This window comes from Arthrobacter sp. AB6 (assembly GCF_031844545.1).
In the GTDB taxonomy this organism is placed as follows: domain Bacteria; phylum Actinomycetota; class Actinomycetes; order Actinomycetales; family Micrococcaceae; genus Arthrobacter.
The window spans coordinates 21,997-47,597 of the sequence record NZ_JAUZVL010000006.1; the positions used below are offsets into that span (position 1 = coordinate 21,997).

The 25,601-nt window shown below is 63.7% G+C and carries 22 protein-coding genes; 13 read left to right on the top strand and 9 right to left on the bottom strand.

Translation table 11 applies throughout. The features are described from left to right. Nucleotides 1-96: 96 nt before the first annotated feature. The 6 genes from treZ to glmS all read right to left on the bottom strand — a co-directional run bounded on the left by treZ (nt 97) and on the right by glmS (nt 10,660). Complete coding sequence (gene treZ / locus Q9R30_RS06480; RefSeq protein WP_311217109.1) at nt 97-1,866, bottom strand: malto-oligosyltrehalose trehalohydrolase; 1,770 nt, start codon at nt 1,864-1,866, stop codon at nt 97-99. Continuing rightward, on the bottom strand, nt 1,863-4,190 hold the full coding sequence (gene treY, locus Q9R30_RS06485; RefSeq protein ID WP_311217110.1) for a malto-oligosyltrehalose synthase: 2,328 nt from the start codon (nt 4,188-4,190) through the stop codon (nt 1,863-1,865). Before treY ends, treZ begins: the two co-directional genes overlap by 4 nt. Then, nucleotides 4,187-6,442: a glycogen debranching protein GlgX gene (glgX, locus tag Q9R30_RS06490; RefSeq protein ID WP_104998599.1), complete on the bottom strand. Its 2,256-nt coding sequence runs from the start codon at nt 6,440-6,442 to the stop codon at nt 4,187-4,189. The genes treY and glgX overlap by 4 nt, the downstream gene beginning before the upstream one ends. 68 nt (nt 6,443-6,510) lie before the next feature. Then, nucleotides 6,511-8,106 carry an NAD(P)H-hydrate dehydratase gene (locus tag Q9R30_RS06495; RefSeq protein ID WP_311217111.1) on the bottom strand — a complete coding sequence of 532 codons (1,596 nt, stop codon included), beginning with the start codon at nt 8,104-8,106 and terminating at the stop codon, nt 6,511-6,513. Between the two features lie 28 nt (nt 8,107-8,134). Further along, nucleotides 8,135-8,482, bottom strand: a complete 348-nt coding sequence (locus Q9R30_RS06500; protein ID WP_013601780.1) for a holo-ACP synthase — start codon at nt 8,480-8,482, stop codon at nt 8,135-8,137. 291 nt (nt 8,483-8,773) lie between these two features. Beyond that, nucleotides 8,774-10,660 (bottom strand): glutamine--fructose-6-phosphate transaminase (isomerizing), encoded by a 1,887-nt coding sequence (gene glmS, locus Q9R30_RS06505; RefSeq protein ID WP_104998601.1) that lies wholly within the window; start codon nt 10,658-10,660, stop codon nt 8,774-8,776. A 115-nt stretch (nt 10,661-10,775) separates the two neighbouring features. On the opposite strand from glmS, the gene coaA reads away from it, so the two are divergent. The 4 genes from coaA (at nt 10,776) to mscL (ending at nt 14,532) form a co-directional block, all read left to right on the top strand. After that, entirely contained in the window at nt 10,776-11,771 is a 996-nt protein-coding gene (coaA, locus tag Q9R30_RS06510) for a type I pantothenate kinase (RefSeq protein WP_311217112.1), read from the top strand. Between the two features lie 5 nt (nt 11,772-11,776). Then, complete coding sequence (locus tag Q9R30_RS06515) at nt 11,777-12,658, top strand: M15 family metallopeptidase (RefSeq protein ID WP_311217113.1); 882 nt, start codon at nt 11,777-11,779, stop codon at nt 12,656-12,658. 175 nt (nt 12,659-12,833) lie between these two features. Next, entirely contained in the window at nt 12,834-14,069 is a 1,236-nt protein-coding gene (locus tag Q9R30_RS06520) for a glycosyltransferase family 87 protein (protein ID WP_311217114.1), read from the top strand. A 58-nt stretch (nt 14,070-14,127) separates the two neighbouring features. Next, nucleotides 14,128-14,532, top strand: coding sequence for a large conductance mechanosensitive channel protein MscL (mscL, locus tag Q9R30_RS06525; RefSeq protein WP_311217115.1), 405 nt, complete (start codon nt 14,128-14,130; stop codon nt 14,530-14,532). A gap of 68 nt (nt 14,533-14,600) precedes the next feature. Here mscL and glmM read toward each other — a convergent pair whose 3' ends face one another. The 3 genes from glmM to rplM form a co-directional block, all read right to left on the bottom strand. Continuing rightward, nucleotides 14,601-15,962: a phosphoglucosamine mutase gene (gene glmM, locus Q9R30_RS06530; RefSeq protein WP_311217116.1), complete on the bottom strand. Its 1,362-nt coding sequence runs from the start codon at nt 15,960-15,962 to the stop codon at nt 14,601-14,603. A 146-nt stretch (nt 15,963-16,108) separates the two neighbouring features. After that, nucleotides 16,109-16,615 carry a 30S ribosomal protein S9 gene (gene rpsI / locus Q9R30_RS06535; protein WP_050684362.1) on the bottom strand — a complete coding sequence of 169 codons (507 nt, stop codon included), beginning with the start codon at nt 16,613-16,615 and terminating at the stop codon, nt 16,109-16,111. A 38-nt stretch (nt 16,616-16,653) separates the two neighbouring features. After that, nucleotides 16,654-17,097 carry a 50S ribosomal protein L13 gene (gene rplM / locus Q9R30_RS06540; protein WP_015937805.1) on the bottom strand — a complete coding sequence of 148 codons (444 nt, stop codon included), beginning with the start codon at nt 17,095-17,097 and terminating at the stop codon, nt 16,654-16,656. A gap of 323 nt (nt 17,098-17,420) precedes the next feature. Between rplM and Q9R30_RS06545 the strand changes: the two genes are divergently transcribed. The 9 genes from Q9R30_RS06545 to Q9R30_RS06585 all read left to right on the top strand — a co-directional run bounded on the left by Q9R30_RS06545 (nt 17,421) and on the right by Q9R30_RS06585 (nt 25,560). Continuing rightward, nucleotides 17,421-18,056 carry an A24 family peptidase gene (locus tag Q9R30_RS06545; protein WP_311217117.1) on the top strand — a complete coding sequence of 212 codons (636 nt, stop codon included), beginning with the start codon at nt 17,421-17,423 and terminating at the stop codon, nt 18,054-18,056. 279 nt (nt 18,057-18,335) lie between these two features. After that, nucleotides 18,336-18,542: a Flp family type IVb pilin gene (locus tag Q9R30_RS06550; RefSeq protein ID WP_311217118.1), complete on the top strand. Its 207-nt coding sequence runs from the start codon at nt 18,336-18,338 to the stop codon at nt 18,540-18,542. Between the two features lie 191 nt (nt 18,543-18,733). Then, nucleotides 18,734-19,177, top strand: a complete 444-nt coding sequence (locus Q9R30_RS06555; RefSeq protein WP_311217119.1) for a TadE/TadG family type IV pilus assembly protein — start codon at nt 18,734-18,736, stop codon at nt 19,175-19,177. Further along, nucleotides 19,165-20,244 (top strand): TadE/TadG family type IV pilus assembly protein, encoded by a 1,080-nt coding sequence (locus tag Q9R30_RS06560; RefSeq protein ID WP_311217120.1) that lies wholly within the window; start codon nt 19,165-19,167, stop codon nt 20,242-20,244. The genes Q9R30_RS06555 and Q9R30_RS06560 overlap by 13 nt, the downstream gene beginning before the upstream one ends. A 73-nt stretch (nt 20,245-20,317) precedes the next feature. Continuing rightward, nucleotides 20,318-21,079: a Flp pilus assembly protein CpaB gene (gene cpaB, locus Q9R30_RS06565; protein ID WP_311217121.1), complete on the top strand. Its 762-nt coding sequence runs from the start codon at nt 20,318-20,320 to the stop codon at nt 21,077-21,079. After that, entirely contained in the window at nt 21,076-22,272 is a 1,197-nt protein-coding gene (locus Q9R30_RS06570; RefSeq protein WP_311217122.1) for an AAA family ATPase, read from the top strand. The genes cpaB and Q9R30_RS06570 overlap by 4 nt, the downstream gene beginning before the upstream one ends. Next, on the top strand, nt 22,269-23,714 hold the full coding sequence (locus Q9R30_RS06575) for a CpaF family protein (RefSeq protein ID WP_311217123.1): 1,446 nt from the start codon (nt 22,269-22,271) through the stop codon (nt 23,712-23,714). The genes Q9R30_RS06570 and Q9R30_RS06575 overlap by 4 nt, the downstream gene beginning before the upstream one ends. After that, the gene (locus tag Q9R30_RS06580) at nt 23,711-24,658 is read left to right on the top strand and encodes a type II secretion system F family protein (protein WP_311217124.1); all 948 of its coding nucleotides are present in this window, start codon (nt 23,711-23,713) and stop codon (nt 24,656-24,658) included. Before Q9R30_RS06575 ends, Q9R30_RS06580 begins: the two co-directional genes overlap by 4 nt. An 11-nt stretch (nt 24,659-24,669) precedes the next feature. Further along, nucleotides 24,670-25,560, top strand: coding sequence for a type II secretion system F family protein (locus tag Q9R30_RS06585; RefSeq protein ID WP_311217125.1), 891 nt, complete (start codon nt 24,670-24,672; stop codon nt 25,558-25,560). Nucleotides 25,561-25,601 lie beyond the last annotated feature (41 nt).

The following is a 25,601-nucleotide window of genomic DNA, read 5'->3' on the forward strand; positions in this document are numbered from 1 at the left end:
CATCCTGCCAGTTGTGACGGACGCTACAGCGCACGGAGCAAAAGTTACGCCGCGGGCTGACATTAGCCCGCGGCGCAAACGTTGCCTGACCAGGGATCAGGATTTCACAATGGCCGCACTCCAAGGCGCCAGGGCCAATGACTCTCCCTCAAGGGCGATAGCCTCATCCGTTGCCAGCAGGAGCGCACCGGGAACGTCCTCCAGCCGGACCTTGGCGTCCGACAGATTCAGCAGCACCTCAACGCTCCCCCGCCGGAAGCGCAGCCAGCCCGCGTCGTCGTCGAACGTCACATCGGTCCCGCCAAAGCCAAGCCCGGCAAGTTCCGCGTGCTCCCGGCGCAATGCCGTGAGGGAGCGGTAAAGCTCCAAAAGCCGCGCGTGGTCACCCCGGGCGGCCTCGTCCCAGTTCAGCTTGGACCGGCGGAACGTTTCCGGGTCCTGCGGATCAGGAACGACGGCGGGATCCCACCCCATGCGCTCGAACTCCTTGATCCGGCCTTCCGCAGTGGCCTTGCCGAGTTCAGGCTCAGGGTGGGAGGTGAAGAACTGCCAGGGGGTGCTCGCCGCGAACTCCTCGCCCATGAACAGCATGGGAGTGAACGGCGAGGTCAGCGTGAGTACCGCGGCCACGGCCAGCTGCCCGTGCGACAGCGACTGGGACAACCGGTCCCCTGTGGCACGGTTGCCGATCTGGTCATGGTTCTGGCTACAGACAACCAGCGCTGCAGGGTGCACCAGGCTGGCATCGATGGGCCGGCCATGGTGCCGCCCGCGGAAGCTGGAGTAGCTGCCGTCGTGCAGGAAGCCGTCCTTGAGGACCTTCGCCAGCACCCCCAGCGACTGGAAGTCTGAGTAGTACCCGGTGGTTTCGCCGCTGACGCTCACGTGCACCGCGTGGTGGAAGTCGTCGCTCCACTGCCCGGCCAGCCCGTAGCCGTTGGCGTCCCGGGGATACAGAAGGCGTGGGTTGTTCAGGTCCGATTCCGCAATCAGGGTTTTCGGCAGCCCCGTTTCGGCCGAGAGGGCATCGCCCAGCGCACCGAACTCCTCCAGGATGTGCACGGCCCGCTCATCGCGCAGCGCGTGCACCGCATCCAGCCGGAGCCCGTCCACGTGGTAGTCGCGGAGCCACAGCGCCAGGTTGTCCAGGATGTACTCGCGCACCACGTCCGAGCCTGGGCCGTCCAGGTTCACCGAGTCGCCCCACGTGTTGGCGTCGCCCTGTTTCAGGTACGGGCCGAACCTGGACAGATAGTTCCCGCTGGGACCGAGGTGGTTGTACACCACGTCCTGGATGACCCCAATGCCGGCAGCATGGGCCGCGTCCACGAACCGCTGGTAGGCCGCCGGCCCGCCGTATCCTTCGTGGACCGCGTACCACTGCACGCCGTCGTACCCCCAGTTGTGGGTTCCGTTGAAGCCGTTGACGGGCAGAAGCTCAACGAAGTCGACGCCGAGGTCCGCCAGATAGCCCAGCTTTGCGGCGGCGGCTTCCAGGGTTCCCTCAGGCGTGAAGGTTCCCACGTGGAGTTCGTAGATGACCGAGCCCTGCAGTTCCTTGCCCTTCCAGCCGCCGTCCTGCCAGGCATGGGCGGCGGGGTTGAAGGTCCTGGAGAGCTCATGCACTCCGGCAGGCAGCCGCCGCGACCGGGGATCCGGCAGCGGGTGGCCGTCCCCGTCCAGCAGGTACCCGTAGTCCACGTCGCCCTCGCCCGGTGCCTCGGGAGCGGTCCACCAGCCCTCCGAGCCGGGCGCCGCCTCCTTTTTCACCATGGGGTACTGGCGGCCGTCCGCGAGCAGGGTTACCGACGTGGCCTCCGGGGCCCAGACATCGAAACGCTCCGGTCCAACATTCTTGAGGGTCATCCCTGTTCTCCATCCACCGGTACCAGCAAAGCCACGGGGTAGGTACCCAGGACATCCGCCACCGAAACGGCGCCCGGCCCGTAACCGGCGCCGGTCAGCGCATCCCGCATGGCTACGGGAAGCTCGACGGCGGTGTCCCGCCAGCCACCGTTGGCCGCCAGCCCGGCGGGCAGCCGGGTGGCCAGTGTCAGGGCGCCCATGGCGCCGCCGCTCCCGCGGTGGAAGGCGAGCAGGTGCGCTGCCGCGGAACCTGTGGCGGTCACGGGGCTGTAGCCCTGGAACAGTTCGGGCCGGTCGCGGCGGAGGCGGAGTGCCCGGGAGGTGGCCAGGAGCTTGCTGGTTTCCGTGCCCGCCTCAGGCAAGGAGCCGGCGTCGAGCTTTGCCAGCTCCTCCCACCGGCGCGCGAAGTCCACGGGCCGCCGGTTGTCGGGGTCGGTCAGGGACCGTTCCCAGAATTCGCTGCCCTGGTACACGTCCGGGACGCCCGGCATGGTCAGTTGGACCAGCTTGGCGGACACGGAGTTGGAGGCGGCGCAGGAGTCGATCCGTGCCACGAAGTCCTCCACCACCTTGGTGACGCGGGCGTCGTCGAAGGCTGCGTCCACGGCTGCCTTGACGGAGGACTCGAAGTCCCCGTCCGGATCCGTCCAGGTGGTGGAGTTGCCGGCTTCGCGGGCGGCCTTTTCGGCATAACCCTGGAGCCGTTCCCGGCTGGCGGGCCACGCTCCGACGACCGCCTGCCAGAGCAGGTTCTCGTACGGGCCGTCCGGGATCGGGGCAAGTTCACGCAGCGTGTCCAGGGTGTCCGCCCACTCCCGGGGAAGTTCAGCGATGACCGAGATCCGTGCCCGGGCGTCCTCGCTGCGCTTGGTGTCATGCGTGGACAGCGTGGTCATCGACAGTGGGAGTTCCTGCTGGCGGCGAAGCATCCTGTGGTGGAACTCCTCAACCGACACCGAGAACTCAGTCGGTTCGGCCCCCACCTCCGTCAGCGTGCCCAGGCGGGTGTAGCGGTAGAACGCAGTGTCCTCCACGCCTTTGGCCATCACCATGCCGGAGGTCTGCTGGAACCGGACGGCGATGGGATTCGCGGGATCAAGGAGCAGGGGCAGCAGCGTTCCCACGGCGACCTCGAGCTCGGGCCGGGAGGCAGCGGCGGACTCGCACGCCTCCTTGAGGATCTCCGCGCCGGTGGGCAGGTAGGTCCGGTATACCGGGAACGCGGCAATGATCTCGGCGATGGCGTCAGCTGCCTGTTCCACGGTGAGCCCGTGGGACGCGGGAACCAGCCGGGCCAGGCGCAGGACCTCGGACCGCAGGATGCCGTCCGCGATCATGCGCTTGGTGCCCCGGATCATCCCGGCATAGTCCGCCGGGGCAGGAGAGTTCCTGAGCTTCGCGTCCAAGGCGTCCAGCGCCTGCTCTCCGGCCGGGTCCACGAACACCCGGTCCACGTCGGCCAGGGCGTCGTACCCGGTGGTTCCTTCACACGCGAACTCGCTGGGCAGGACCTCGCCCGGTTCGAGGATCTTCTCGACCAGGACGTAAGCGCCGCCCGTGAGGTCCTTCAGCCAGCGCAGGTATCCCACCGGATCTGCCAGCCCGTCAGGGTGGTCCACGCGCAGGCCGTCCACCAGGCCCTCATGGAACCAGCGGCCCACCTCGGCATGGGCTTCCTCGAACACGCGCGGAGTCTCCACCCGGATCCCCGCGAGCGTGGTGACCGCGAAGAAGCGCCGGTAGTTGAGCTCCGCGTCCGCGCGGCGCCAGTCCATCAGTTCGTAGTGCTGGCGGCTGTGCACCTCCTGCGGCGAGTCGCCGTCGGAGTACGTGCCCTCGGCGAGCGGGAAGCGGTGGTCGTAGTAGCGGAGTTCGCCGTCCTTGATCTCCAGCTTGTCCAGGTCCCCGTCGGAGCCCAGCATGGGCAGCCGGATTTTACCGCCGGCAAGCTCCCACTCGACGTCGAAGGCTTCGGCGTACGGTGATCCCTGCCCCTCTTTCAGCAGCGACCACCACCACGGGTTCCGGGCCGGCGTTGCGACGCCCACATGGTTGGGCACAATGTCCACCAGAACGCCCATGCCATGTTGGCGCGCGGCCTTGGACAGCGCCACCAGCCCCTCGGGGCCACCCCGCTCCGGATCCACGGCGGAGGGATCGGTGACGTCATAGCCGTGGTCCGAGCCCTGCTCCGCCGTCAGGATGGGCGAAAGATACACCCAGTCCACCCCGAGGGATTTCAGGTACGGCACCTTTTCGGCAGCATCAAACAGGGTGAAACTGCTGCGGATCTGCAGGCGGTACGTGGACGCGGGCACCCTCATTTTTTGGAAGACTTCCGTGAGCCCACCTTGGTGGTCTTCCCGGGCTCGGCCACCATGGGCGTTGTGAGCGATTCGGTTTCGCTGGTGGAGGTCTGGGTCAGCGCCGCCAGGGATGCGGCCACGGAGTGGTCAGGTTCAACTTCCTCGACTTGATGGGCACGCAGGACCACCAGGGACTTTGCTTCCACCGGCAGCGACTCCCCCGCGTTGACCGGCTTGGTGTCCGCGTTCTGCCCGGCGGTATCAATGATGACGTCCCAGGCCGGTGCGTATTCGTCCGCAGGCAGGGTGAATTTGACGGTGTCATCGTGGGCGTTGAAGTACAGCAGGAAGTTCACGTCGGTGATCCTCCGGCCGCGGCTGTCCTTGCCCTGAATGCCGTCCCCGTTCAGGAAGACGCCCACGGACCGGCCGAATCCGCTGTCCCATGCTTCCGGCTTCATAGTCTCGCCGGACGGGTCCAGCCATACGATGTCCGGCAGCCGTTCGCCCTCGCCCCGCAGCACGGGCCGTCCGTCGAAGAACCGGCTGCGGCGGAAGGTGGGGTGCTTGGCCCGCAGCGCGTTGACCGCTGCCGTGAACTCGATCAGGGGCTGGTCGACGGTGTCCCAGTTGATCCAGGTCAGCTCGGAGTCCTGGCAGTAGCCGTTGTTGTTGCCCTTCTGGGTGCGCCCCATTTCGTCACCGTGCAGGAGCATGGGGACACCCTGGGACAGCAGGAGCGAGGCAATGAAGTTCCGCTGCTGGCGGGCGCGCAGGCCAAGGACTTCAGGGTCATCGGTGGGACCTTCGACGCCACAGTTCCAGGACCTGTTGTGGGATTCGCCGTCGTTGTTGCCCTCGCCGTTGGCGTCGTTGTGCTTCTCGTTGTAGGACACGAGGTCCGCCAGCGTGAAGCCGTCATGCGCTGTGACGAAGTTGATGGAGGCCACCGGCCGGCGGCCGGAGTGCTCGTACAGGTCCGCGGAACCGGTGATGCGGGAGGCGAATTCGCCGAGCGTGGCGGGCTCGCCGCGCCAGAAGTCCCGCACGGTGTCGCGGTATTTGCCGTTCCATTCGGTCCACTGCGGCGGGAAGTTGCCCACCTGGTAGCCGCCGGGACCAACGTCCCAGGGCTCGGCGATGAGCTTCACCTGGGAGACTACCGGGTCCTGCTGGATGAGTTCGAAGAAGGTGGACAGCTTGTCAACGTCGTAGAACTCGCGGGCCAGGGTGGAGGCGAGGTCGAAGCGGAAGCCGTCCACGTGCATCTCGGTGACCCAGTAGCGCAGCGAATCCATCAGCAGCTGCAGGGAGTGCGGCTGGCGGACGTTGAGGGAGTTGCCGGTGCCTGTGTAGTCCATGTAGTGCTTCTCGTCGCCCTCCATCAAACGGTAGTAGGCGGCGTTGTCGATGCCCTTGAAGGACAGCGTGGGGCCCAGGTGGTTACCTTCCGCGGTGTGGTTGTACACCACGTCCAGGATGACCTCGATGCCGGCCTTGTGCAGGGACCGCACCATGGCCTTGAAGTCCTGGACCTGCTGGCCGGTATCACCAGTGGAGCTGTAGGTGTTCTGCGGCGCGAAGAAGCCGATGGTGTTGTAGCCCCAGTAGTTGTTCAGGCCCTTGTCCTGGAGTGTGCCGTCATTGACGAACTGGTGTACGGGCATCAGTTCGATGGCGGTGACGCCGAGCTTCTGCAGGTGGGAGATGACGGCGGGATGCGCCACGCCGGCGTAGGTTCCGCGCTGTTCCTCGGGGATTTCCGGGTGGAGCTGGGTGAGGCCCTTGACGTGGGCTTCGTAGATGACGGACTGGTGGTAGGGAATCCGGAGGTTCTGGTCGCCGTCCCAGTCGAAGAAGGGGTTGATGACCACGCCCATCATCATGTGGCTGGCGGAGTCCTCGTTGTTGATGGAGTCCGGCTCGCCCAGGTTGTACGTGAACAGGGACGGGTCCCAGTCCACCTGGCCGTGCACGGCCTTGGCATAGGGGTCCAGCAGGAGCTTGTTGGGGTTGAAACGGTTGCCCGACGCGGGGTCGTACGGGCCGTGGACCCGGTAGCCGTACTTCTGGCCCGGCTGGACCTGCGGGATGTAGCAGTGCCAGACGTACCCGTCCACCTCGTCCAGGGTAATGCGGGTTTCCTTGCCGTCGTCGTCGAAGAGGCAAAGTTCGACTTTTTCTGCTCGTTCGCTGAACAGGGCAAAGTTGGTGCCGGTTCCGTTATAGGTGGCGCCAAGGGGATAAGCCGATCCAGGCCAGACTTCCATAATGCTCCTCTTTGTGATTCGGCAGCAGAGGAGCAGGAGCGCCCCTACTGCCGGATGCGAACTAATGCCTACCGTAACGGCTGGCTGTGACTATTACATTTCCCGGCCCCAGAGTTACTAAGCATGCTGACTTTACCCCACACTTCGGGTAAGGCGTCGGCAATTCCGCCAGCAGCGATCGGACCACCGGAGCGCGCGTCCGACGCCGACGTGCCGGCTTTCCCGTGCAGGGCGGCTCCCAGCGCGGCAATAACGGCCCAACGCGCCTCCCCGTCAACGCCCGCCTTCCGGAAGCGTCCGACGTCGGAACCTTCCTGGGCGAGCAGCGCGCCGATGATGCCGGCCAGGACATCGCCGCTGCCGGCGGTGGCGAGCCAGGGTGTGCCGTCAGCCTGGCTGTACACGCTGCCGGAGGGTGCGGCCACCAGGGTGGTTGCACCCTTGAGCAGCACTGTGGCCCCGGTCAGCCGGGAAGCCTTGCGAACGGCGGCCAGGGTCCCGGCTTCCACGGTTTCCCGGTCCTCCGTCCGGCCAAGGCGCCGCAGGAGCGCGGCAAGCTCGCCGGCATGCGGGGTGAGGACAACCTGCGGGGCCAAGACATCGGGAAGGGCGGGCAGGGCCCCGGCATCTGCCACGACCGGAAGCCCTGAGTCCACGGCGTCGCGGGCGCGCTGAAGCTGGTCGTGGTCCCCGGGACCCATGCCCGAGCCCACCAGCCAGGCCTGGACGCGGTTCTCCGCAACAGTGCCGGTACTGCAGACCACTTCGGGGCAGGACCGGCGCACCAGGTCCGCGACTTCGGGCGGACCGAGGTAACGGACCATCCCCACCCCGGCGGCGAGCGCACCCCGGCATGCCAGGACGGCGGCGCCCGGATAATCTGCGGAGCCGGCCACCACGCCCAGTACCCCGCGCGAGTACTTGTGGGCCCGGCGGGCAGGGCGTGGGAGAAGCCGGGCAATGTCCACGTCCTGGAGCCGGCGCAGCGAAGGTTCCGGCAGGTGTTCCTCGATGCCGATCCGCACTACTTCCACCCTGCCGGCATAGTCGGCGCCGGGGTCGGCCAGCAGGCCGGCCTTGGCACCGCCGAAGGTGACGGTCAGGTCAGCCGGCAGCACAGGCTCGGACACTTCCCCCGTGTCGGCGTCCACGCCGCTGGGAAGGTCGCACGCCACAACAAAGTTGTGTCCGTCGCGGCTGGCTCCACGCTCGGCGAGGGCGGCTACGAGGCTTGCAGCGCTTCCCCGCAGCCCGCCTTGTGCACCAGTGCCCAGCACGGCATCGATCACGACGTCGGCGCGGGCCGTTTCTTCCGCGAGTTTCCCGGGTGCCGCTTCCGGGAGGCGGCGGACCCGGCCGCCGGCGCGCTCAAAAGCAGCCAACGCCAGTGCGTGGGCGGAATCGCCGGTGAGGACCGCCGTCGTGCGCATGCCCCGGGCGGAAAGGAAAGAGGCCGCGTACAGTCCGTCCCCGCCGTTGTTGCCCTTGCCGGCAAGCACCGCGACGCTGGCGCCGTAGGCGCGGCGGCCGCGGGCCTTCAGCTCCGCGATGACCGCGTTGGCCAGGCCGTGGGCGGCGCGCTGCATGAGGGCGTCCCCCAGGCCGGAGGCGAGGAGCGGTTCCTCGGCCTGCCGGACCTGGCTGCCGGTGTAGGCGCTGATCACGTGTCAGTCCTGTGACGGCCGGAGCAGCTCAGCCTTCGGCCAGGACCGTCGCAGTGGCGATGCCGCCGTCGTGGCTGATGGAGAGGTGCCAGCGCTTGACGCCCTTGGCCTCTGCGACGGCCAGCACGGTGCCCTTGACCTGGACGGTGGGCCCGTTGTGGTCCAGGCCGATCCAGCAGTCCTGCCAGTTCATGCCGGCCGGCGCGCCCAGGACCTTGGCTACAGCTTCCTTCGCGGCAAACCGCGCGGCGAGGGACCTGGTGTTCAGTTCCCGCTCAGCCGGTACGAACAGCCGGTCCCGGAGGCCGGGGGTGCGCTCAAGCTGGCGGCCGAACCGCTCGATGTCTACAACGTCTACGCCAATGCCAACAATCATGGCACTACTCTACGTCGACGGTCCCGGCCCGCTGTGCGCAGCACGCCAGGCAGCCTGCTGCTGGCTTGCTGACTCAGGCCCCGGTCACCCGGCAGCCGACGCAAATGCGTCGCTTTTGGCTCCCCGCACGGACTCGGTCCCGGGTTTGCGAGGGCCCGCTGCCCGCGCGCCGCCAAAAGTTACGCCATTCCGTTCACCAAATCCCCGGTACCGCCCATGCCGGCGGAGACGAAGGAAGCCCTGGGCGCAGGGCCCAGGGCTTCCTTCATGAATCAGTACCGGATCAGGCCTTTACTCGACGGTGACGCTCTTGGCGAGGTTGCGGGGCTGGTCCACGTCGTAGCCTTTTGCCTGGGCCAGTTCCGCTGCGAAGATCTGCAGCGGGACCGTGGTCAGGAGCGGCATCAGCAGCGTGGGAGTTTCCGGGACGTAGAAGACGTGCTCGGCGTAGGCCTTGACCGCTTCGTCGCCCTCCTCGGCGATGACCAGGGTGCGGGCGCCGCGGGCGCGGACTTCCTGGATGTTGGAGACCACCTTGGCGTGCAGGGAGTCGCGGCCGCGCGGGGACGGGACCACCACGAACACCGGCTGGCCCTCGTCGATCAGGGCGATCGGGCCGTGCTTGAGCTCACCGGCGGCGAATCCCTCGGCGTGGATGTACGCGATTTCCTTCAGCTTCAGCGCGCCCTCAAGGGCCACCGGGTAGCCCACGTGGCGGCCCAGGAACAGCACCGACTTCTCGTTGGCCATGCTGCGGGCCAGCTCGCGGAGCGGGCCGGCGTTGTCCAGGATCTTCTGGATCTTCGCAGGGATCTTGTTCAGGTCCGCGAGGACGTCCTTGATCTGGCCGGAGAAGATGTTCCCGCGCAGCTGCGCCAGGTACAGTCCCAGCAGGTACGCGGCGGTGATCTGGGCCAGGAACGCCTTGGTGGAGGCAACCGCGATTTCCGGGCCGGCGTGCGTATACAGCACGGCGTCAGACTCGCGCGGGATGGTGGAGCCGTTGGTGTTGCAGATCGAGATGGTCTTGGCGCCCTGTTCCCGGGCGTAGCGGACGGCCATCAGGGTGTCCATGGTTTCGCCGGACTGGCTGATGGATACCACCAGGGTGTTCGCGTCCAGGATCGGGTCCCGGTAGCGGAACTCGTGCGCGAGTTCCACCTCGGTGGGGATCCGGCACCAGTTCTCGATTGCGTACTTCGCCACCATGCCCGCGTACGCGGCGGTGCCGCAGGCCAGGACGATGATCTTGTCGACCTGCTTCAGCAGCGCCGGATCGATCCGGACCTCATCCAGGGTCAGCTTGTGGTTGATGTCCGAGCGGCCCAGCAGGGTCTGTGCAACGGCGTCCGGCTGGTCATGGATTTCCTTCTCCATGAACGAGCTGAACCCGCCCTTCTCGGCGGAGGCAGGATCCCAGTCCACGTGGTATTCCTTGCCCGCGGCCGGGTTTCCGTAAAAGTCGGTGATCTCCACCGTGTCCGCAGTGATGGTGACAATCTGGTCCTGGCCCAGCTCAACCGCCCGGCGGGTGTAGTCAATGAACCCGGACACATCCGAGCCGAGGAAGTTCTCCCCCTCGCCCAGGCCCACCACCAGCGGCGAGTTGCGGCGGGCGGCCACCACAACGTCGGGCTGGTCAGCATGGACCGCGAGGAGCGTGAACGCACCCTCAAGGCGCTGGCAGGCGAGCTCCATGGCCCGGGTCAGGCCGCCGTCGGACGCGTCCCCGCCAAGCTTGTTCCGGAAGATGTCCCCCAGCAGCGCCGCGGCCACCTCGGTGTCCGTCTCGGACAGGAACGTGACGCCCTTGTCCAGCAGTTCCTGCTTGAGCTCGGCAAAGTTTTCGATGATGCCGTTGTGGATCACGGCGAGCCTGCCGCCATCAGCCAAGTGCGGGTGCGCGTTCCGGTCCGTCGGCCCGCCGTGCGTGGCCCAGCGGGTGTGGCCGATCCCGGTCATGGTCTCCGGCAGCGGACGGGCCTCCAGCTCCGCGATCAGGTTGCTCAGCTTCCCGGACTTCTTCCGGGACTCAATCACGCCCTTGGACACCACAGCCACCCCGGCGGAGTCATAGCCCCGGTATTCCAGGCGGCGCAGCCCCTCAAGCACAACATCCAACGCGCTGTGACTTCCGCCGTTACCAGAACGGCCCACATAACCCACGATTCCACACATAGGCTCAAGACTATCGGCAGGGGTGCCCTACCTCTAAACCGGGACACCCTGCCGGGTCGTCATCTGCGGCGCGCCTCACCTCTGCCGCCGCACTCACATCCGCCTCCATTTCGCTATGTGCCGGGCGAGGGGCAGAATCACTAACGTGACTTTGCAACGCAACGAGGCGAACGGAGAGGGTGTCTCCCCGTTCGTCGAGCTGGACCGGCAGACCTGGTCCCGGCTCGCAGATGAGATGGAACAGCCTCTTAACCAAGAGGACATCATCCGTCTCCGCGGCCTCGGGGATCCCTTGGACATGAAGGAAATCCGCGAGGTCTACCTTCCGCTGTCGCGGTTGCTGCACCTCTACGTCGAGGCTGCCGGGCAGCTGCACGCGGCGACCACCACGTTCCTGGGTGAGCACACCCAGCGCACGCCGTTTGTGATCGGCGTGGCGGGGTCCGTGGCGGTGGGCAAGTCGACCATTGCGCGTGTGCTCCGTGAAATGCTGCGCCGCTGGCCCGGCACCCCCAATGTGGAACTCATCACGACAGACGGCTTCCTTTATCCGCTGGCCGAGTTGAAGCGGCGGCAGCTGATGGAGCGCAAGGGATTCCCGGAATCGTACGACAGGCGGGCCCTGCTGCGTTTTGTGAGTGAGATCAAGAGCGGCGCGGAGGAAGTGCGCGCCCCGTGGTACTCCCACGTGACGTACGACATCGTCCCGGACAAGGAAGTGGTGGTGCGCCGGCCCGACGTGCTGATTGTTGAGGGGCTGAACGTGCTGGCGCCGGCGCGGCCGCGGCACGACGGCCGGCAGGGCCTGGCCTTGAGCGACTTCTTCGATTTCTCCATCTACGTGGATGCCAAGACCTCCTACATCGAGGAATGGTACGTGGACCGGTTCCGCAAACTGCGGAGCACGGCGTTTGCCCAGCCGGAATCGTATTTCCACCGCTACGCCACGCTGTCCGACGACGAAGCCGAGGTCACTGCGCGGGACATCTGGAAGCGCATCAACGAGCCCAACCTGGAGGAAAACGTCCTTCCCACCCGGGGCCGTGCGCAGCTGGTGCTGACGAAGGAGGCGGACCACTCGATCCGCCGTATGCTGCTCCGGAAGGTTTAACACAGGTGTGCCACGACTGCACGCCCGGTGCGGCTGTCCCCCCGGTTGAATCAGGGGCGCCCAGCCGGCGCAGCTTCACCCGCTTCCTGGCAGCCGGCGCCGGACTGACGGTTTTGGCAGCGTGCACGCCGGAGGCACCCGCGGCGGTGGGGCCGTCGTCCACCTCCCCCGCGGGCGGTGCCCCCGCACCCGCCCCGGAAGGCATGACGGCGCCGCCCCCCACCGAGGTTGCCGCACCTGCCGCTCCGTCCCCCGCGCCGTCGCCCTCCGCAGCGCTGCCGCGGCAGTTCTCGCTCACAGACCCCGCGAGCCCCTGGCTGGTGGTCAACAAGCGTCGCCCCCTGGTCCCGGCCGAGTACGTCCCGGCTGATTTGGTGCCGCCCGCCGTCGCAATGACCGCTTCCGGCGAGGCGGCGCTGCTTAACAGCACCACGGCGGCGGCAGCGGAGGCGATGTTCGCCGCGGCTGGGCGGGACGGCGTGGCGCTGGTCCTGGCCAGCGGATACCGCTCGTACGGTAGGCAGGTGGGGACCTACAACAACTATGTCGCTGCGCGGGGGCAGGCCGACGCGGACTCCGCCAGTGCGCGCCCTGGCTACTCGGAACACCAGACGGGGTGGGCGTTCGACGTCGCCGACGGCGGGGGTGCGTGCAGTTTCCAGCCCTGCTTTGCGGACCAGCCCGCCGCCGTGTGGGCCAAGGCGAACGGTCACCGGTTCGGGTTTGTGGTGCGGTACCCCTGGATGTTCCATCCCATTACGGGGTACTACTACGAGCCGTGGCACCTGCGGTACATCGGCGTGGAGGCGGCCACGGACATGGTTGCGCGCGGCATTCTCACGCTCGAGGAGTACTTCGGCGTGGAGGCGGCGCCGGGGTATTTGTAGAGCGGATGCAGGCGCTCGTCCATAGCGTTCCCCTCCTGTAGTCTCGCTGACTATGGTGGGGAAACCAAGAAAACTGGTCCTCAAGTCCACGGCTGGTGGACGGGAGGAGGCGTTTGGGCGCTTGGCGCGGCGGCTCGACGATTTAATCACAGCAGACCGCCTGCGGGTTTACCCGGTGCTCTTGATCGTGGCGGGCGCACTTGGACTCGCTGCCGGCAGCCTAGTCCGGATCCTGGACCCGGCCGCCCAGGGCGCGTTCCTGCCTGACTACCTGGCTCACTGGACCGGCGGGCGGCTGCTGTGGGACGACCCGGGAAATCTTTACGACCCCGGGATCCAGAACCGGGTTCAAGGCGAAGCTCTGGGGACAACAACCCCGCACTTGGCATGGTTTGTATCGCCGCCGATCGTTGCTGCCTTCTATGCGCCGCTGGCACTCATCCCTTACAACCTAAGCGGCCTTTTATGGCTGGGGATAAACACAGCAATGCTGGTCTGTTGTATTTCCAGCCTGGGCGCCGTTGCCCCCGACCTGATGCGCCATCGACAGAAGCTCGTGTTCCTGCTTGTCCTTGCCGCGCCTCCTACGTTCGAACTCTTGGGCAGCGGCCAGGATTCCGCCTTCGTCCTCTTCCTTTGGCTCACGGGGATACGCCTTTTCAGGGCCGGCTATTCCGGCTGGGCCGGTGCGGTCCTGGGACTCGGCTTCGCCAAACCCCAGCTCGTGCTGGTTGTGCCGCTGGTGCTGCTGGCCATGCGGAGCTACAAGGCGCTGGCTGCCTTCGTGGCCGTGGTCGGCGCCACGAGTGGGGTGTCCGTTGCCCTGGTCGGTTTTGAGGGAATCGTGCGATGGACTTCCGCGTTGTCGAGCCCGCTGTACATGACGGAAGTCCAGCAGGGCCAGGCTTGGAAAATGGTGGGGTTTCCGTCCCTTCTGCAAGCCCTGACGCCACCCGGGTGGGGCGACTACATAGCACCGCTGCTCACAACAGCCTCGTTGCCCCTGGGAGCTGCAATCCTCCTGGTGACACTCTTGCGACTGGGGGGATCAGCCGTTGATCCGCAGGCTGTATGGATCGCTACGCTGGCAACAACACTCACGTTCTCGCCGCACTTGGCAACCTACGACGCCGTGTTGTTCGTTCCGGTGGTGATCTTCCTGTTGGAGCGCCGCCCTACCCGGACCCTGCGCATAGCGGCAGCATTCGCCTTCACGCTGATGTGGATGGTGCCCCCGTTGCATCTTGCGGCGCTCAGCCTGCCCTGGCCGCTTTCCGTCGTGGACGCTCCATGGTCGTCCTTGCCCTTGGCAGTCATTTGGCTCGAGTCCCTCCGTGCACTCCGAACACTCCGGACTGGAGACTTTGACGACGCGCAAGCATCAGGCAGACAACGGCTAAAGGGCCCCTGAGTGGCCCAGCAGCCAGTCCGGTTACCTTCCACGCATGCCCCCGCGATACGTTGTTCCTATGCTGACTGGTTTCAAGAATTTCATTATGAAGGGCAACGTCGTTGACCTTGCCGTCGCGGTGGTTATCGGCACTGCCTTCGGAGCGGTGGTCACCGCCATGGTGAATAAGGTGCTCATGCCGTTCATTGCGGGTCTCGTGGGATCACCTAACTTCGACAGTTTCGCCCGGATCGACTTCAACGGGAACTTCATCGAGTTCGGCGTCCTGCTGACAGCAATCGTCAATTTCGTTTTGATTTCCGCAGCCATTTATTTCGTTGTGGTGATGCCCATGAACCTCATGATTGAACGCCGTAACCGCAGGCTCGGGATCGGCCAGGACGTGAAGACGGAGTCAGCGGAGGATCCCCAGATCGCCCTGCTCACCGAGATCCGCGATGCTTTGAAGAGCCGGGCTGGCTAGCTCAAACCTACACTCACACAAAGCAGCGGCCCGCCTCCAGCAGGAGTCGGGCCGCTTTGCTTCGCAGGCTATTCGCTGACCAGTTGCAGGGCGAGCTCGGCGCGCACCACCTGGACCAAGTGTTCCGCGATGGACTGAGCCGTCTCCTCGTCAGCGGCCTCGACCATCACGCGCACTACCGGTTCAGTGCCGGAGGGACGAAGTAGGACCCTGCCAGTATCCCCAAGGGCGGCTTCCGCTGCTGCCACGGCCTGGGCCAGGACCTCGTTGCTTCCAACCCTGGCCCGGTCCACGCCCTTGACGTTGATGAGTACCTGGGGAAGCTTGGTCATCACGGTAGCCAGTTCCTTGAGCGGCTTTCCGGTCAATGCGATCTGGGCCGCGAGCTGCAGCCCGGTGAGGACGCCGTCACCCGTGGTGGCATGGTCGGCGAAGATGACGTGGCCGGACTGTTCCCCGCCCAGGTTGTAGCCGCCGTCGCGCATTTCCTCCAGGACGTAGCGGTCCCCTACAGCTGTTTCGCGGAGGCTGATGCCCGCATTGCGGAGCGCGATCTTGAGGCCGAGATTACTCATGACGGTGGCCACCAGGACGTCGTCCTTAAGCTTGCCGGACTGTTTCAGGGCAACTGCGAGGATGGCCATGATCTGATCGCCGTCCACCTCATTGCCTTCGTGGTCCACTGCGAGGCAACGGTCGGCGTCGCCGTCGTGGGCAATGCCGAGGTCGGCCTGGTATGCGACTACCGCTTCCTTGAGCGGGCCAAGATGGGTGGAGCCAACGCCGTCATTGATGTTGTGCCCATCCGGTTCCGCTCCGATGACCACCACGTCAGCGCCAGCGTCCTTAAACACCTGGGGTGAGCAGCCGCTGGCGGCGCCGTGCGCGCAGTCCAGGACCACTTTCAGGCTCTCTAGATTGTGCGGCAGCGTACGCAGCAGATGGACGATGTAGCGGTCCTCGGCATCGGAAAAGCGCTGGATACGGCCTACGCCGTCGCCGACCGGACGCACCGGTTCCTTCGACATCTGCGCCTCGATGGCGTTTTCAACGTCGTCCGGCAGTTTCTGGCCGCCGCGGGCGAAGAACTTGATGCCGTTGTCCGGTGCGGGGTTGTGGGAGGCCGAGATCATCACGCCGAAATCGGCGTCCAGGTCAGCAACCAGGTAGGCCGCCGCAGGCGTGGGGAGGACGCCTGCGTCGTAGACGTCCACGCCTGAGCTGGAGAGCCCGGCTTCCACGGCTGCGGCGATGAACTCGCCGCTGGCGCGCGGGTCGCGCGCCAGCACGGCGCGCGGCCGCGTCCCGTTGGAGTTGCGGTCGTGGCCGAGCACGACGGCGGCCGCCTGGGCCAGCTGCAGCGCCAGCTCCGCAGTCAACAAACCGTTCGCCAGCCCCCGGACACCATCAGTTCCAAATAATCTAGACACCGGTCAAGTCTAGAGGATGGGCGTGCTTCGGCTTGAAGCGGCAGGTCAGAGGACGCCGATAAGGCCAGTGAGCCTCAGGATGCTGCACCCTTAACGGCAGAAGCCCGCCCCGCCAAAGGGCGGGACGGGCTTCTGTACAAGCGGGTTTAGCGCTTGGAGTACTGCTGGGCCTTGCGGGCCTTCTTGAGGCCGGCCTTCTTACGCTCGATGACGCGGGCGTCGCGGGAGAGATAACCGGCCTTCTTCAGGGTGGCGCGGTTGTTCTCGACGTCGATCTCGTTCAGGGAACGGGCAATGCCGAGGCGCAGGGCTCCCGCCTGGCCGGAGATGCCGCCGCCGTGGATGCGGGCGATGACGTCGTAGGCACCTTCAAGATCGAGGATCTTGAAGGGCTCGTTGACGTCCTGCTGGTGCAGCTTGTTCGGGAAGTAGTTGTCCAGCGCACGGCCGTTGATGGTCCACTTGCCGGAGCCGGGGACAACGCGAACGCGTGCAACAGCTTCCTTGCGGCGGCCAACAGCTGCGCCGGCGACGGTCAGGGCCGGGCGCTCCTTCTTCGGCGCAGCGGCATCGGCAGCTGAGCTTTCAGAGGTGTAGCTGGTCAGGGTTTCCTCAGCCTCAACGGCTTCGGTGGTCTCTTCGTTCTGAGCCACGATTCTCCTTGTATAGATAAGTTGTTTGGTGGCCAGGACTACTGGGCGACCTGGGTGATTTCGAAAGTCTTGGGCTGCTGGGCGGCGTGCGGGTGCTCAGCACCGCGGTACACCTTCAGCTTGCCGAGCTGCTGGGCAGCGAGGGAGTTCTTGGGGAGCATGCCCTTGATGGCCTTCTCAACGGCGCGGACCGGGTTGGACTCCAGGAGTTCCGCGTAGTTGACGGAGGTCAGGCCGCCCGGGTAGCCGGAGTGGCGGTATGCGCGCTTCTGCTCCAGCTTGGCGCCGGTGAGGGCGACCTTTTCAGCGTTGATGATGATGACGAAGTCGCCCATGTCCATGTGGGACGCAAAGGTGGCCTTGTGCTTGCCGCGCAGCAGGATTGCGGTCTGGCTCGCGAGACGACCAAGGACAACGTCTGTGGCGTCAATGACGTGCCACTGGCGGTTGATATCGCCGGGCTTCGGGGTGTACGTACGCACGGTGTTTGCCTCGTTCTTGTTCTGGCGTTCTTGTTTAGGTGTCACTAGCTCGTGCACCTACTATCTGCGCGCTACCGGAACAGAGGTGAGGGCTCTATGTAACCAGTCATCCTTTGCTTCCGAATGTGCACGTTGAGTAGTCATCCTGCAACCGGATTCTCAAGCGGGCACGCACCATCGGAATAGGACACGCACAACGACTACCAAGATTAGCGCGTTAAGGGGTTCAGGGTCAAAATGGGGTAGCCGGACGCTGGTGCGCCGAGCCGGATCGACGTTCGCAGGGGGACGCAGTGAATTCTTGGGTCAACGATGGATCTGCTGTGTGGCTTTTCGTCGTCGGAGCCGGTGTCCTGGGCGGCATCCTCTCCCCCGCCGCGGAGGTTGCCATCGCCCGTTTCCTTCCCCGGGCGGGTGGCCGCCCTGGCATCCCTGTCCAAATCACGACGGGGGCAATTACAGCCGTCCTCTGTGCAGCCTTTGCATTCCGGTTCAGCGCCGAGCCCTCAATGCCGGCTTTCATCCTCCTCGCCGTTCTGGGCGTGCAACTCGCAAGAATTGATGTCTCATTACATTTGCTGCCGAACCCTTTGGTTCTTTCCCTATTAGCGGGGGGTGGCGCGTGCCTGTTAGGGGCGACGTTCAATGGGCACCAGTGGTCTGACTTCGTTCGGTCACTGGCTGGCACCGCAATTCTCTTCATTGTCTATCTGATTTTGGCATTGCTTTCACCGGGCAGCCTAGGAATGGGCGACGTTAAGCTCGCGGCCCCCATTGGCCTCTACTTGGGGTACTTAGGTTGGAGTCAACTCCTTTACGGCGGACTGCTGGGCTTCGTTCTCAACGGCGTCGTCACCGTGATTGTGGTTACGCGAAACCGCAAAGAACGCACATCCGAGGTGGCTCATGGTCCATCGATGATCGCCGCGGCCGTCTGCATAGGACTTGTGCTTTCTTAGTCTCGCGGATCAGCGCAACCGTCACCCGCGCCTGCAGGCGAGACAGATACTCCAAGTAGTCGCGCACGGATGAGTCCGGCTGCCTGAGTACTCGTGCATAGATTTCGAGTACGCGCTGAAAGAGCCCTGCAAAAAGTCGAGTACTCCTACGCATTGTTGCGTACAAGTGCCGATGACAATCTCTTCTTAGCGAAGTCCAGCCGCTAGAGAGTTATGGGGGCAGCTGGAAATTCGTTGAGACAAATAACCAATCAATTTCATCGAATTAAGGAACCTGAAATGACTTCACTCATGGTCTCAATGACCGCATTTATCGCCGGCATCAAGGATCGCCTTGCCTCCGAAAAGGGTGCCACCGCAGTTGAATACGGCCTGATGGTCGCACTCATCGCGGTCTTCATCATCACCGCCGTCGCACTTGTCGGCACCAACCTGGATGCGATCTTCAACGAAGTCGCCGGTGAGCTCACCGTCGTCTCGCCGTAATTAGGACCCGTCGCGGTCCAAGAGCGGGGGCGCACTGATTCGAGCAACTGCTCCACTAAACCGCCCCCGCTCTTTCGCTTCCACCAGATTCTAGGAGGGGTAGTGCAAGGCCTCAGTTTCAACGCGAACACCACCGCGGCGCAAGTCCCCAAGGGCTTCCGTTCCCGCCGCTACTTTCCGGCTGGCCTCTAATGGCTCTCAAAAAAAGAACGGCCTCACGTTCGGGAGCAGCCAAGGAAAAGGGTGCAGCCGCGGTCGAGTTTGCCCTGGTTATCCCGCTTTTCCTGATGCTGGTCTTTGGAATCGTCGAATTCGGCAGGGCTTTCAATATCCAGGTTTCGCTGTCCGAGGCAGCACGTGAGACAGCTAGATATACGGCAATTCACGCCAATGACGCTGATTTCTCGTTCGATGCTGCGCGTGAGGTCGGTATCAGCGCCGCCCCTTCGGTGGATCTGGACGCTTCCGCCATAGAGATTGCGTTCTCGGACGGAGCTACATGCGAGGCCGGCGACAGCGTACTCGTCAGCCTTCAAATAATGACTCCTTACCTGACGCCGCTCCCCGGGCTCATCCCAGGGATGCCGGCAAACCTCGACATTTCAAGCAAAGGCGTAATGCGATGTGGCGGATAGAACATGACGACGCCGAACGCGGCGTTATTGCACCGTTGACCGCAATCCTCATGGTAGCGGTCCTCGGAATGGCAGCCTTCGCCGTTGATGTGGCGACCATGTACTCAGAGCATTCTCAACTACAGAACGGCGCGGACTCCGCGGCCCTCTCGATCGCACAGGCATGTGCCGCCACCCCGCCAACCGTTGCCTCAATTGCGGCCTGCGCCGTGCCCAAAGATGATGCGGCTCCACTTGCCACGGGAAACGTCCTGGACGGTTCAAGCCACGTGCTGGAAGCCACAGTGGACGGTGGCACGGTGGATGTCACCACCCAGACTGAGGACGCGGCAGGGAACAAGCACTTCTCACTGGCGTTTGCTCGGATCCTTGGCATCGATACAGCAGACATACGTGCCGCAGCACAGGCACAGTTCGGTGGGTACTCAGCAGCCAATGTTGTACCCCTGACGTTCTCTCAATGCGAAGCCGATCCGACATTTGTCGAGGGGGTGCAATTCTTCCCGACGCATGGCTCTAAGTTATCTGACGACGCACCGTACAACTGCGAGCATCAATCGTCCTCCGGGCACGAGCTTCCTGGGGGCTTTGGCTGGCTGTTGGACCCTGACGCTAACTGCAACCTGCGGGTCGACATCGACAACCCGTGGGTGGAGGCGAAACCTGGAAACAGCCCCGACGGATCCTGCGCCGACATGCTCACCGCATGGGGCGAACGCCTTAAAGGCGGAGACACGGTAGAGATCCTCATACCCATCTTCGACACCGCCTGCCCGGATAAGGGTGGCACGGGAGATGACCCCTGTGCTGACTCCCCTTATGGAAAATCCTTCCGCATTGAGGCGTTCGCGCAGATTTCACTTCGTGGATGGAACTTGTCAGGCAGTAACACCTTGCCGTGGTACTACATGACGTCCGATGCCAAGGCCATAGAAAAGGACCTCAAGCTTGGGGGCAGCGATCGGGGCATCTTCGGCGAATTTATCCAGAAAGTCACCCTGGCAGAGGCGGCCGTCCTGGGCGGGCCTACCACATATGGCGCCACCGGTGTCCACCTGACCAAGTAGTCCAATTTCGCCGGACCAGGAAACCGGCTTAGCTCGAGAACCACTCAAGCAGGAAACCAAAGGAGAAACAGAAGTGAAAACTCGCCTACTGGGAGGCATCGTCGCACTCGTGCTGGCAATAGTCGGCACGCTGCTACTGGTCTCATACGTTCAAGGATCCGAGGCTAGGGCACAGGAAGACCTAAAGCCTGTTGAAGTTCTGGTCATGCAGGAACAGGTCCCGAAGGGATCTGATCTTGAGACAATCAAGGCAGCAGTTAAACTTACCTCGCTGCCGACGGCATCGGTTCCCAACGGCGCACTGAAAAGCCTGGAGGGACTCACTGGCAAGGTTGCTTCGGTAGAGCTCCTGCCCGGGGAGCCGCTACTCGGCGTCCGTCTCGTCGATCCGGAAACGCTCTCCGCGCCTGGTTCGGTTCCCGTCCCAGAGGGAATGCAGGAAATCTCAGTTCAACTCGAAGCTGAGCGGGTGGTTGGGGGGCGCATCGCTGCCGGCGACACGGTGGGCATCGTCGTCCTCTTTGACAAAGGCGCGCTGAAGGACAGGCCGGACATCGAGTCTGGGCAGCAAGTATTTCACAAGGTCCTGGTAACGAGTGTCCAGCGCGCGTTGCCTAAGTCCTCGACAAAAACACCCACAGAGACCGACGCCGCCGAGCAGGCCAACACCCAGTTGCCAACCGGGCAGATCATGGTGACGTTCGCCCGCAACGACGCTGACGCCGCGAAAATCGCTTTTGGGGCACACTTTGGCAGCTTGTGGCTCACGAAAGAGCCCGCAACCGCCACCGAAGGCGCCCCGGTGATCGTCAAGAAGCCGGAGCTGTACCGATGAGCCGATACGTCCTGATCACGTCAGATCAGGCTTTTGAAAAGCGAGTGCGGCAGGCGGCCGCCGGACTACACGGCACATTCCACGCGATCGCGGCAGATTACCTTCCACCTGGTCCCGACCACCTGCTTCAGGTACTAAGTGGCGACCCGGTGGAGGTCATCTTGCTCGGGCCCGGACTGCCAGTCGATGACTCCATCCGACTGGCCAGCCTCTTCGACCTGGAATATCCGGAAATCAGTGTAGTGCTGGTGACCGAAAGTGAAGAGGAGGTTGCGCTTCCCGCCATGCGGGCAGGTATTAGGGATCTGCTGCACCCGGGTTCGAATGCTGACACCATCCGAAAGTTGCTGGAACGGGCGAGCCTGGCGTCCGCGGGCCGGCGGCGGGGGTTGGGCAACTCCGTCGAAGGGCAGCGCGGGAGCGGCCGTATCATTGCCGTCATGTCTCCCAAGGGCGGCGTAGGCAAAACAACCATTACGACGAACATTGCGGTAGGGCTAGGTAAAGAAGCTCCCATGGGCGTTGTGGTGGTTGATCTCGACCTACAGTTCGGTGATGTCGCTTCCGGACTAATGCTGGATCCTGAGCGGACCTTGGCTGATGCGGTGGTGGGGGCGGCCGTCCAGGACAGTGTGGTGTTGAAGTCCTGCCTGACGTTGCACCCCTCAGGCATCTATGCGTTGTGTGCGCCATTACGTCCGAGCGACGCTGATCAGATTTCGGGCGAACAGGTCGGAAGGCTGCTGAGCCAGCTGGCCAACGAATTCCAGTATGTCGTTATCGATTCAGCACCGGGGCTCGGCGAACACGTCCTGGCCACCCTGGAGCTTGCCACGGATGCAGTGTGGGTTTGTGGGATGGATATTCCGAGCATCCGGGGGCTGCGTACAGGGTTCGGCATCCTTACGGAACTGGACCTCGTGCCGGAGAACCGGCACGTCGTTCTCAATTTCGCCGACCGGCGCTCAGGCTTGACCTTGCAGGATGTCGAGGCCACCATCGGCTGCCCGGTGGACGTTGTCCTGCCGCGGTCGCGGGTCGTGCCGTTTTCCACAAACAAAGGCGTTCCGCTGCTCCAGGACGGCACGCGTGACGCGGCGACCAAGGGATTGCGCCAGCTTGTCGAACGGTTCAGCCCCAACTGGGAGTCACGTCCCCACAAGAAACTTCACAGAAGGGCAGTAGTCCAATGAACCTTACCAAGCGTCTGGAATCGCTCCGGGGCCTCGACTCCAATGCCGCCACGCAGACTTCAGCTTCAAGCGGCCCCTGGGCCGGCGCAGCACACCCCTCAGCGGAGCCGCAGGCCGTGGCAACCGAGCCGAGGAATCGCGGCGCGGACGGTAACGAGGCCTTGAACGCTATCAAAGATCGCGCGAGCGCAGCCCTCTACGAACGGATGGGCAGTCGAATCACTGACCCGACCCTGGACGAGTCAGAACTCCAAAGCTACGTCAAAGAAGAGCTCCGGGCCATCATTGACGAAGACGAGATTCCGCTCTCAGCGCCGGAACGGCACCGCCTCGTCCAGGAAATCATCGACGACGTGCTGGGACTCGGACCGCTTCAAAAATTCCTGAACGACGCTGCGGTTTCAGAAGTCATGGTGAATGGACCCGACAAGGTGTACGTGGAGCGGGGAGGCAGGCTCTTCCGTGCCGATGCTCGGTTCAGCTCCGAGGAACATCTGCGCCGGATCATTGAACGGATAGTCACCAAAGTGGGCCGGCGCATCGACGAATCCTCGCCGATGGTAGACGCCCGGCTCTCGGATGGCTCACGCGTTAACGCCATCATTGCGCCTCTTGCCGTTAGCGGGTCGTCATTGACAATCCGAAAGTTCGGACAGGTGCCATTGACTGTCGACAACCTGATCTCATTCGGGACTCTCACGGGGGAGATGGCTGAGCTCTTGAACGCCTGCGTGCATGCCCGGCTAAACATCATCGTTTCCGGCGGTACCGGCACGGGAAAGACAACCTTACTGAATGTTTTGTCATCCTTCCTGCCCGCTGATGAACGCATCGTCACTATCGAGGACGCGGTCGAACTGCAGCTGCAGCAGGACCATGTGGTTCGACTGGAAAGCCGCCCACGCAACATCGAGGGCAAAGGGGAAATCTCCATCAGGGACCTGGTCCGAAATTCTCTCCGCATGCGGCCCGACCGGATCGTAATCGGTGAAGTGCGTGGCGGTGAATCGCTGGATATGTTGCAGGCGATGAATACAGGTCATGACGGTTCCATATCCACGGTCCACGCCAATTCGCCACGGGATGCCATTGCCCGGCTTGAGACCTTGGTGCTCATGGCCGGAATGGACTTGCCGCTGCGTGCCATTCGGGAACAGATTGCCTCTGCGGTCAATCTGATCGTTCACATCTCCCGGCTCCGGGACGGTACCCGTCGGGTCACCCATGTCACCGAAGTTCAGGGGATGGAAGGGGACATCGTCACTCTCCAGGACGCATTCACGTTCGACTACAGCGCCGGCGTCGACGCCAACGGAAGGTTCCTGGGCCGACCCGTTCCTACCGGCGTCAGACCTCGGTTCGTTGACCATTTTGCCGAACTGGGCATTCCCCTGTCATCGGCAGTCTTCGGAAGCATTCCCACAGGAGGTGGTTACAGGTGAACACCGCCGACCCCATCTTTTTTACGGTGGGCGTTATCTTGTGCTTTGTGTCCCTCACGATCCTGCTTATGGCGACGCTTGGCAGCGGAAACTCCGGAATCGCGCTGTCCAGGCGACGTCCGGGTGTCGTCAATGAATCGTCCTTTCTGACTCGGGCGACAGAGTCCGCCGTTGCCTTCGTCGACCGAAACGTCAGCAAGAATGCCCGCTTCGGCACCCGCGAGTCGCTTGAGCAGGCAGGTCTCCGTCTGCGCCAAGCCGACTTTATCCTGCTGGTTTGCTGCGTTGGGGTCACTGTGGGCATTGCAGGGTTCATTCTGGGAGGCGTCCTCGTTGGGTTCTTCTTTGCACTGCTTACACCGTTCACCGCGATGCTGTTCCTTCGCATCATGGCCAGCCGCCGCCGCGCAAAGTTTGACGGGCAGCTTGGAGACACCCTGCAAATGCTGGCAGGCGGATTGCGGGCCGGTCATAGCCTTTTGCGTTCGGTTGATGCGGTGTCCCAGGAGGCGGACTCACCAACGTCTGAGGAATTCGCCAGACTGGTTAACGAGACGCGTTTAGGGCGCGACCTCAAGGATTCGATGCTGGATGCCGCCCGGCGGCTGAGGAGCGAGGATTTTGACTGGATAAGCCAGGCCATCGAAATCCACCGCGAGGTGGGCGGCAACTTGGCCGAGGTACTCGATCAAGTAGGTGAAACGATCCGGGAACGTGCCGAGATCAAAGGGCAGGTCAAGTCCCTAAGTGCCGAAGGCAAACTTTCCGCCTACATCTTGGTGGCCCTTCCCGTGGGGATATTTCTCTATCTGAGTATTGCCAATCCCACTTACACCGGGGCTCTTTACACCAGCCTCCTGGGCTGGTTCATGATGGGGTCTTCCTTGGCCCTGCTGGCGCTCGGTTCCTTTTGGCTCAGTCGCGTCGTCAAGATTAAGTTCTAGGGGGTATCGCAATGACTGCAATGGCGTGGTTCATCGTGGGACTGATCATTGTCCCGTCTTCTCTGATGGTCTGGTCGTTCATCTCAATTGACCGAAACGGTCTTGCTGCCATCCAGAACAACCTAGGGCGCGGCAACCGGCTCAAGGATGAAGGCGCGACAGCGACCGATACCAGAAGCTTGGTTGCGCTCGGTCTACGCATAACTCCGAAAGGATATGTAGGGTGGCTGGACAAACTCCTCTCCAGGGCTGGCCGGCCCGCACATATGCCTCTCGAACGCCTGCTGATAGCCAAGCCAGCACTGGCGGTCATAGCATCTGTGATCGGCATCATCTTCTGGATTAAATCTCCGACGGGACCGGTCCTGTTGCTGGCGATCGGCTTCACGGCGCTGGCCTATTTCCTTCCAGATATCCTCATACACGGGCGCGGTGCCAAACGCCAAAAAGCCATTGAACTGGAACTGCCCAACACCCTGGACCAGATGCTGATTTCGGTCGAGGCGGGGTTGGGGTTCGAAGCGGCAATGGCACGAGCCGGTCAGAATGGCAAAGGACCACTGGCCGAAGAGCTTGTCCGCACGCTGCAGGATCTGCAGGTTGGTCGAAGCCGTAAGGATGCCTATCTGGCAATGGCTCAAAGGACTGACGTGCCTGATTTGCGGAGTTTCGTCCGCTCCGTAATCCAGGCGGACGCCTATGGAATTGCGTTGGCTAGTGTGCTTCGCATCCAGGCCAAACAGATGCGCGTCAGACGGCGCCAGCGCGCAGAAGAAAAGGCCATGAAGCTACCTGTGAAGGTCCTTTTCCCCTTGATCTTCTGCATTCTCCCTGTGCTTTTTACAGCCATCCTAGGCCCAGCTGTGATCAGCATCGTTGCAATGTTTTCCGAAGGCGTCTAAAGGCTGTTCGCCTCAACGCTCACGTTCCGAAAACGCGCAAC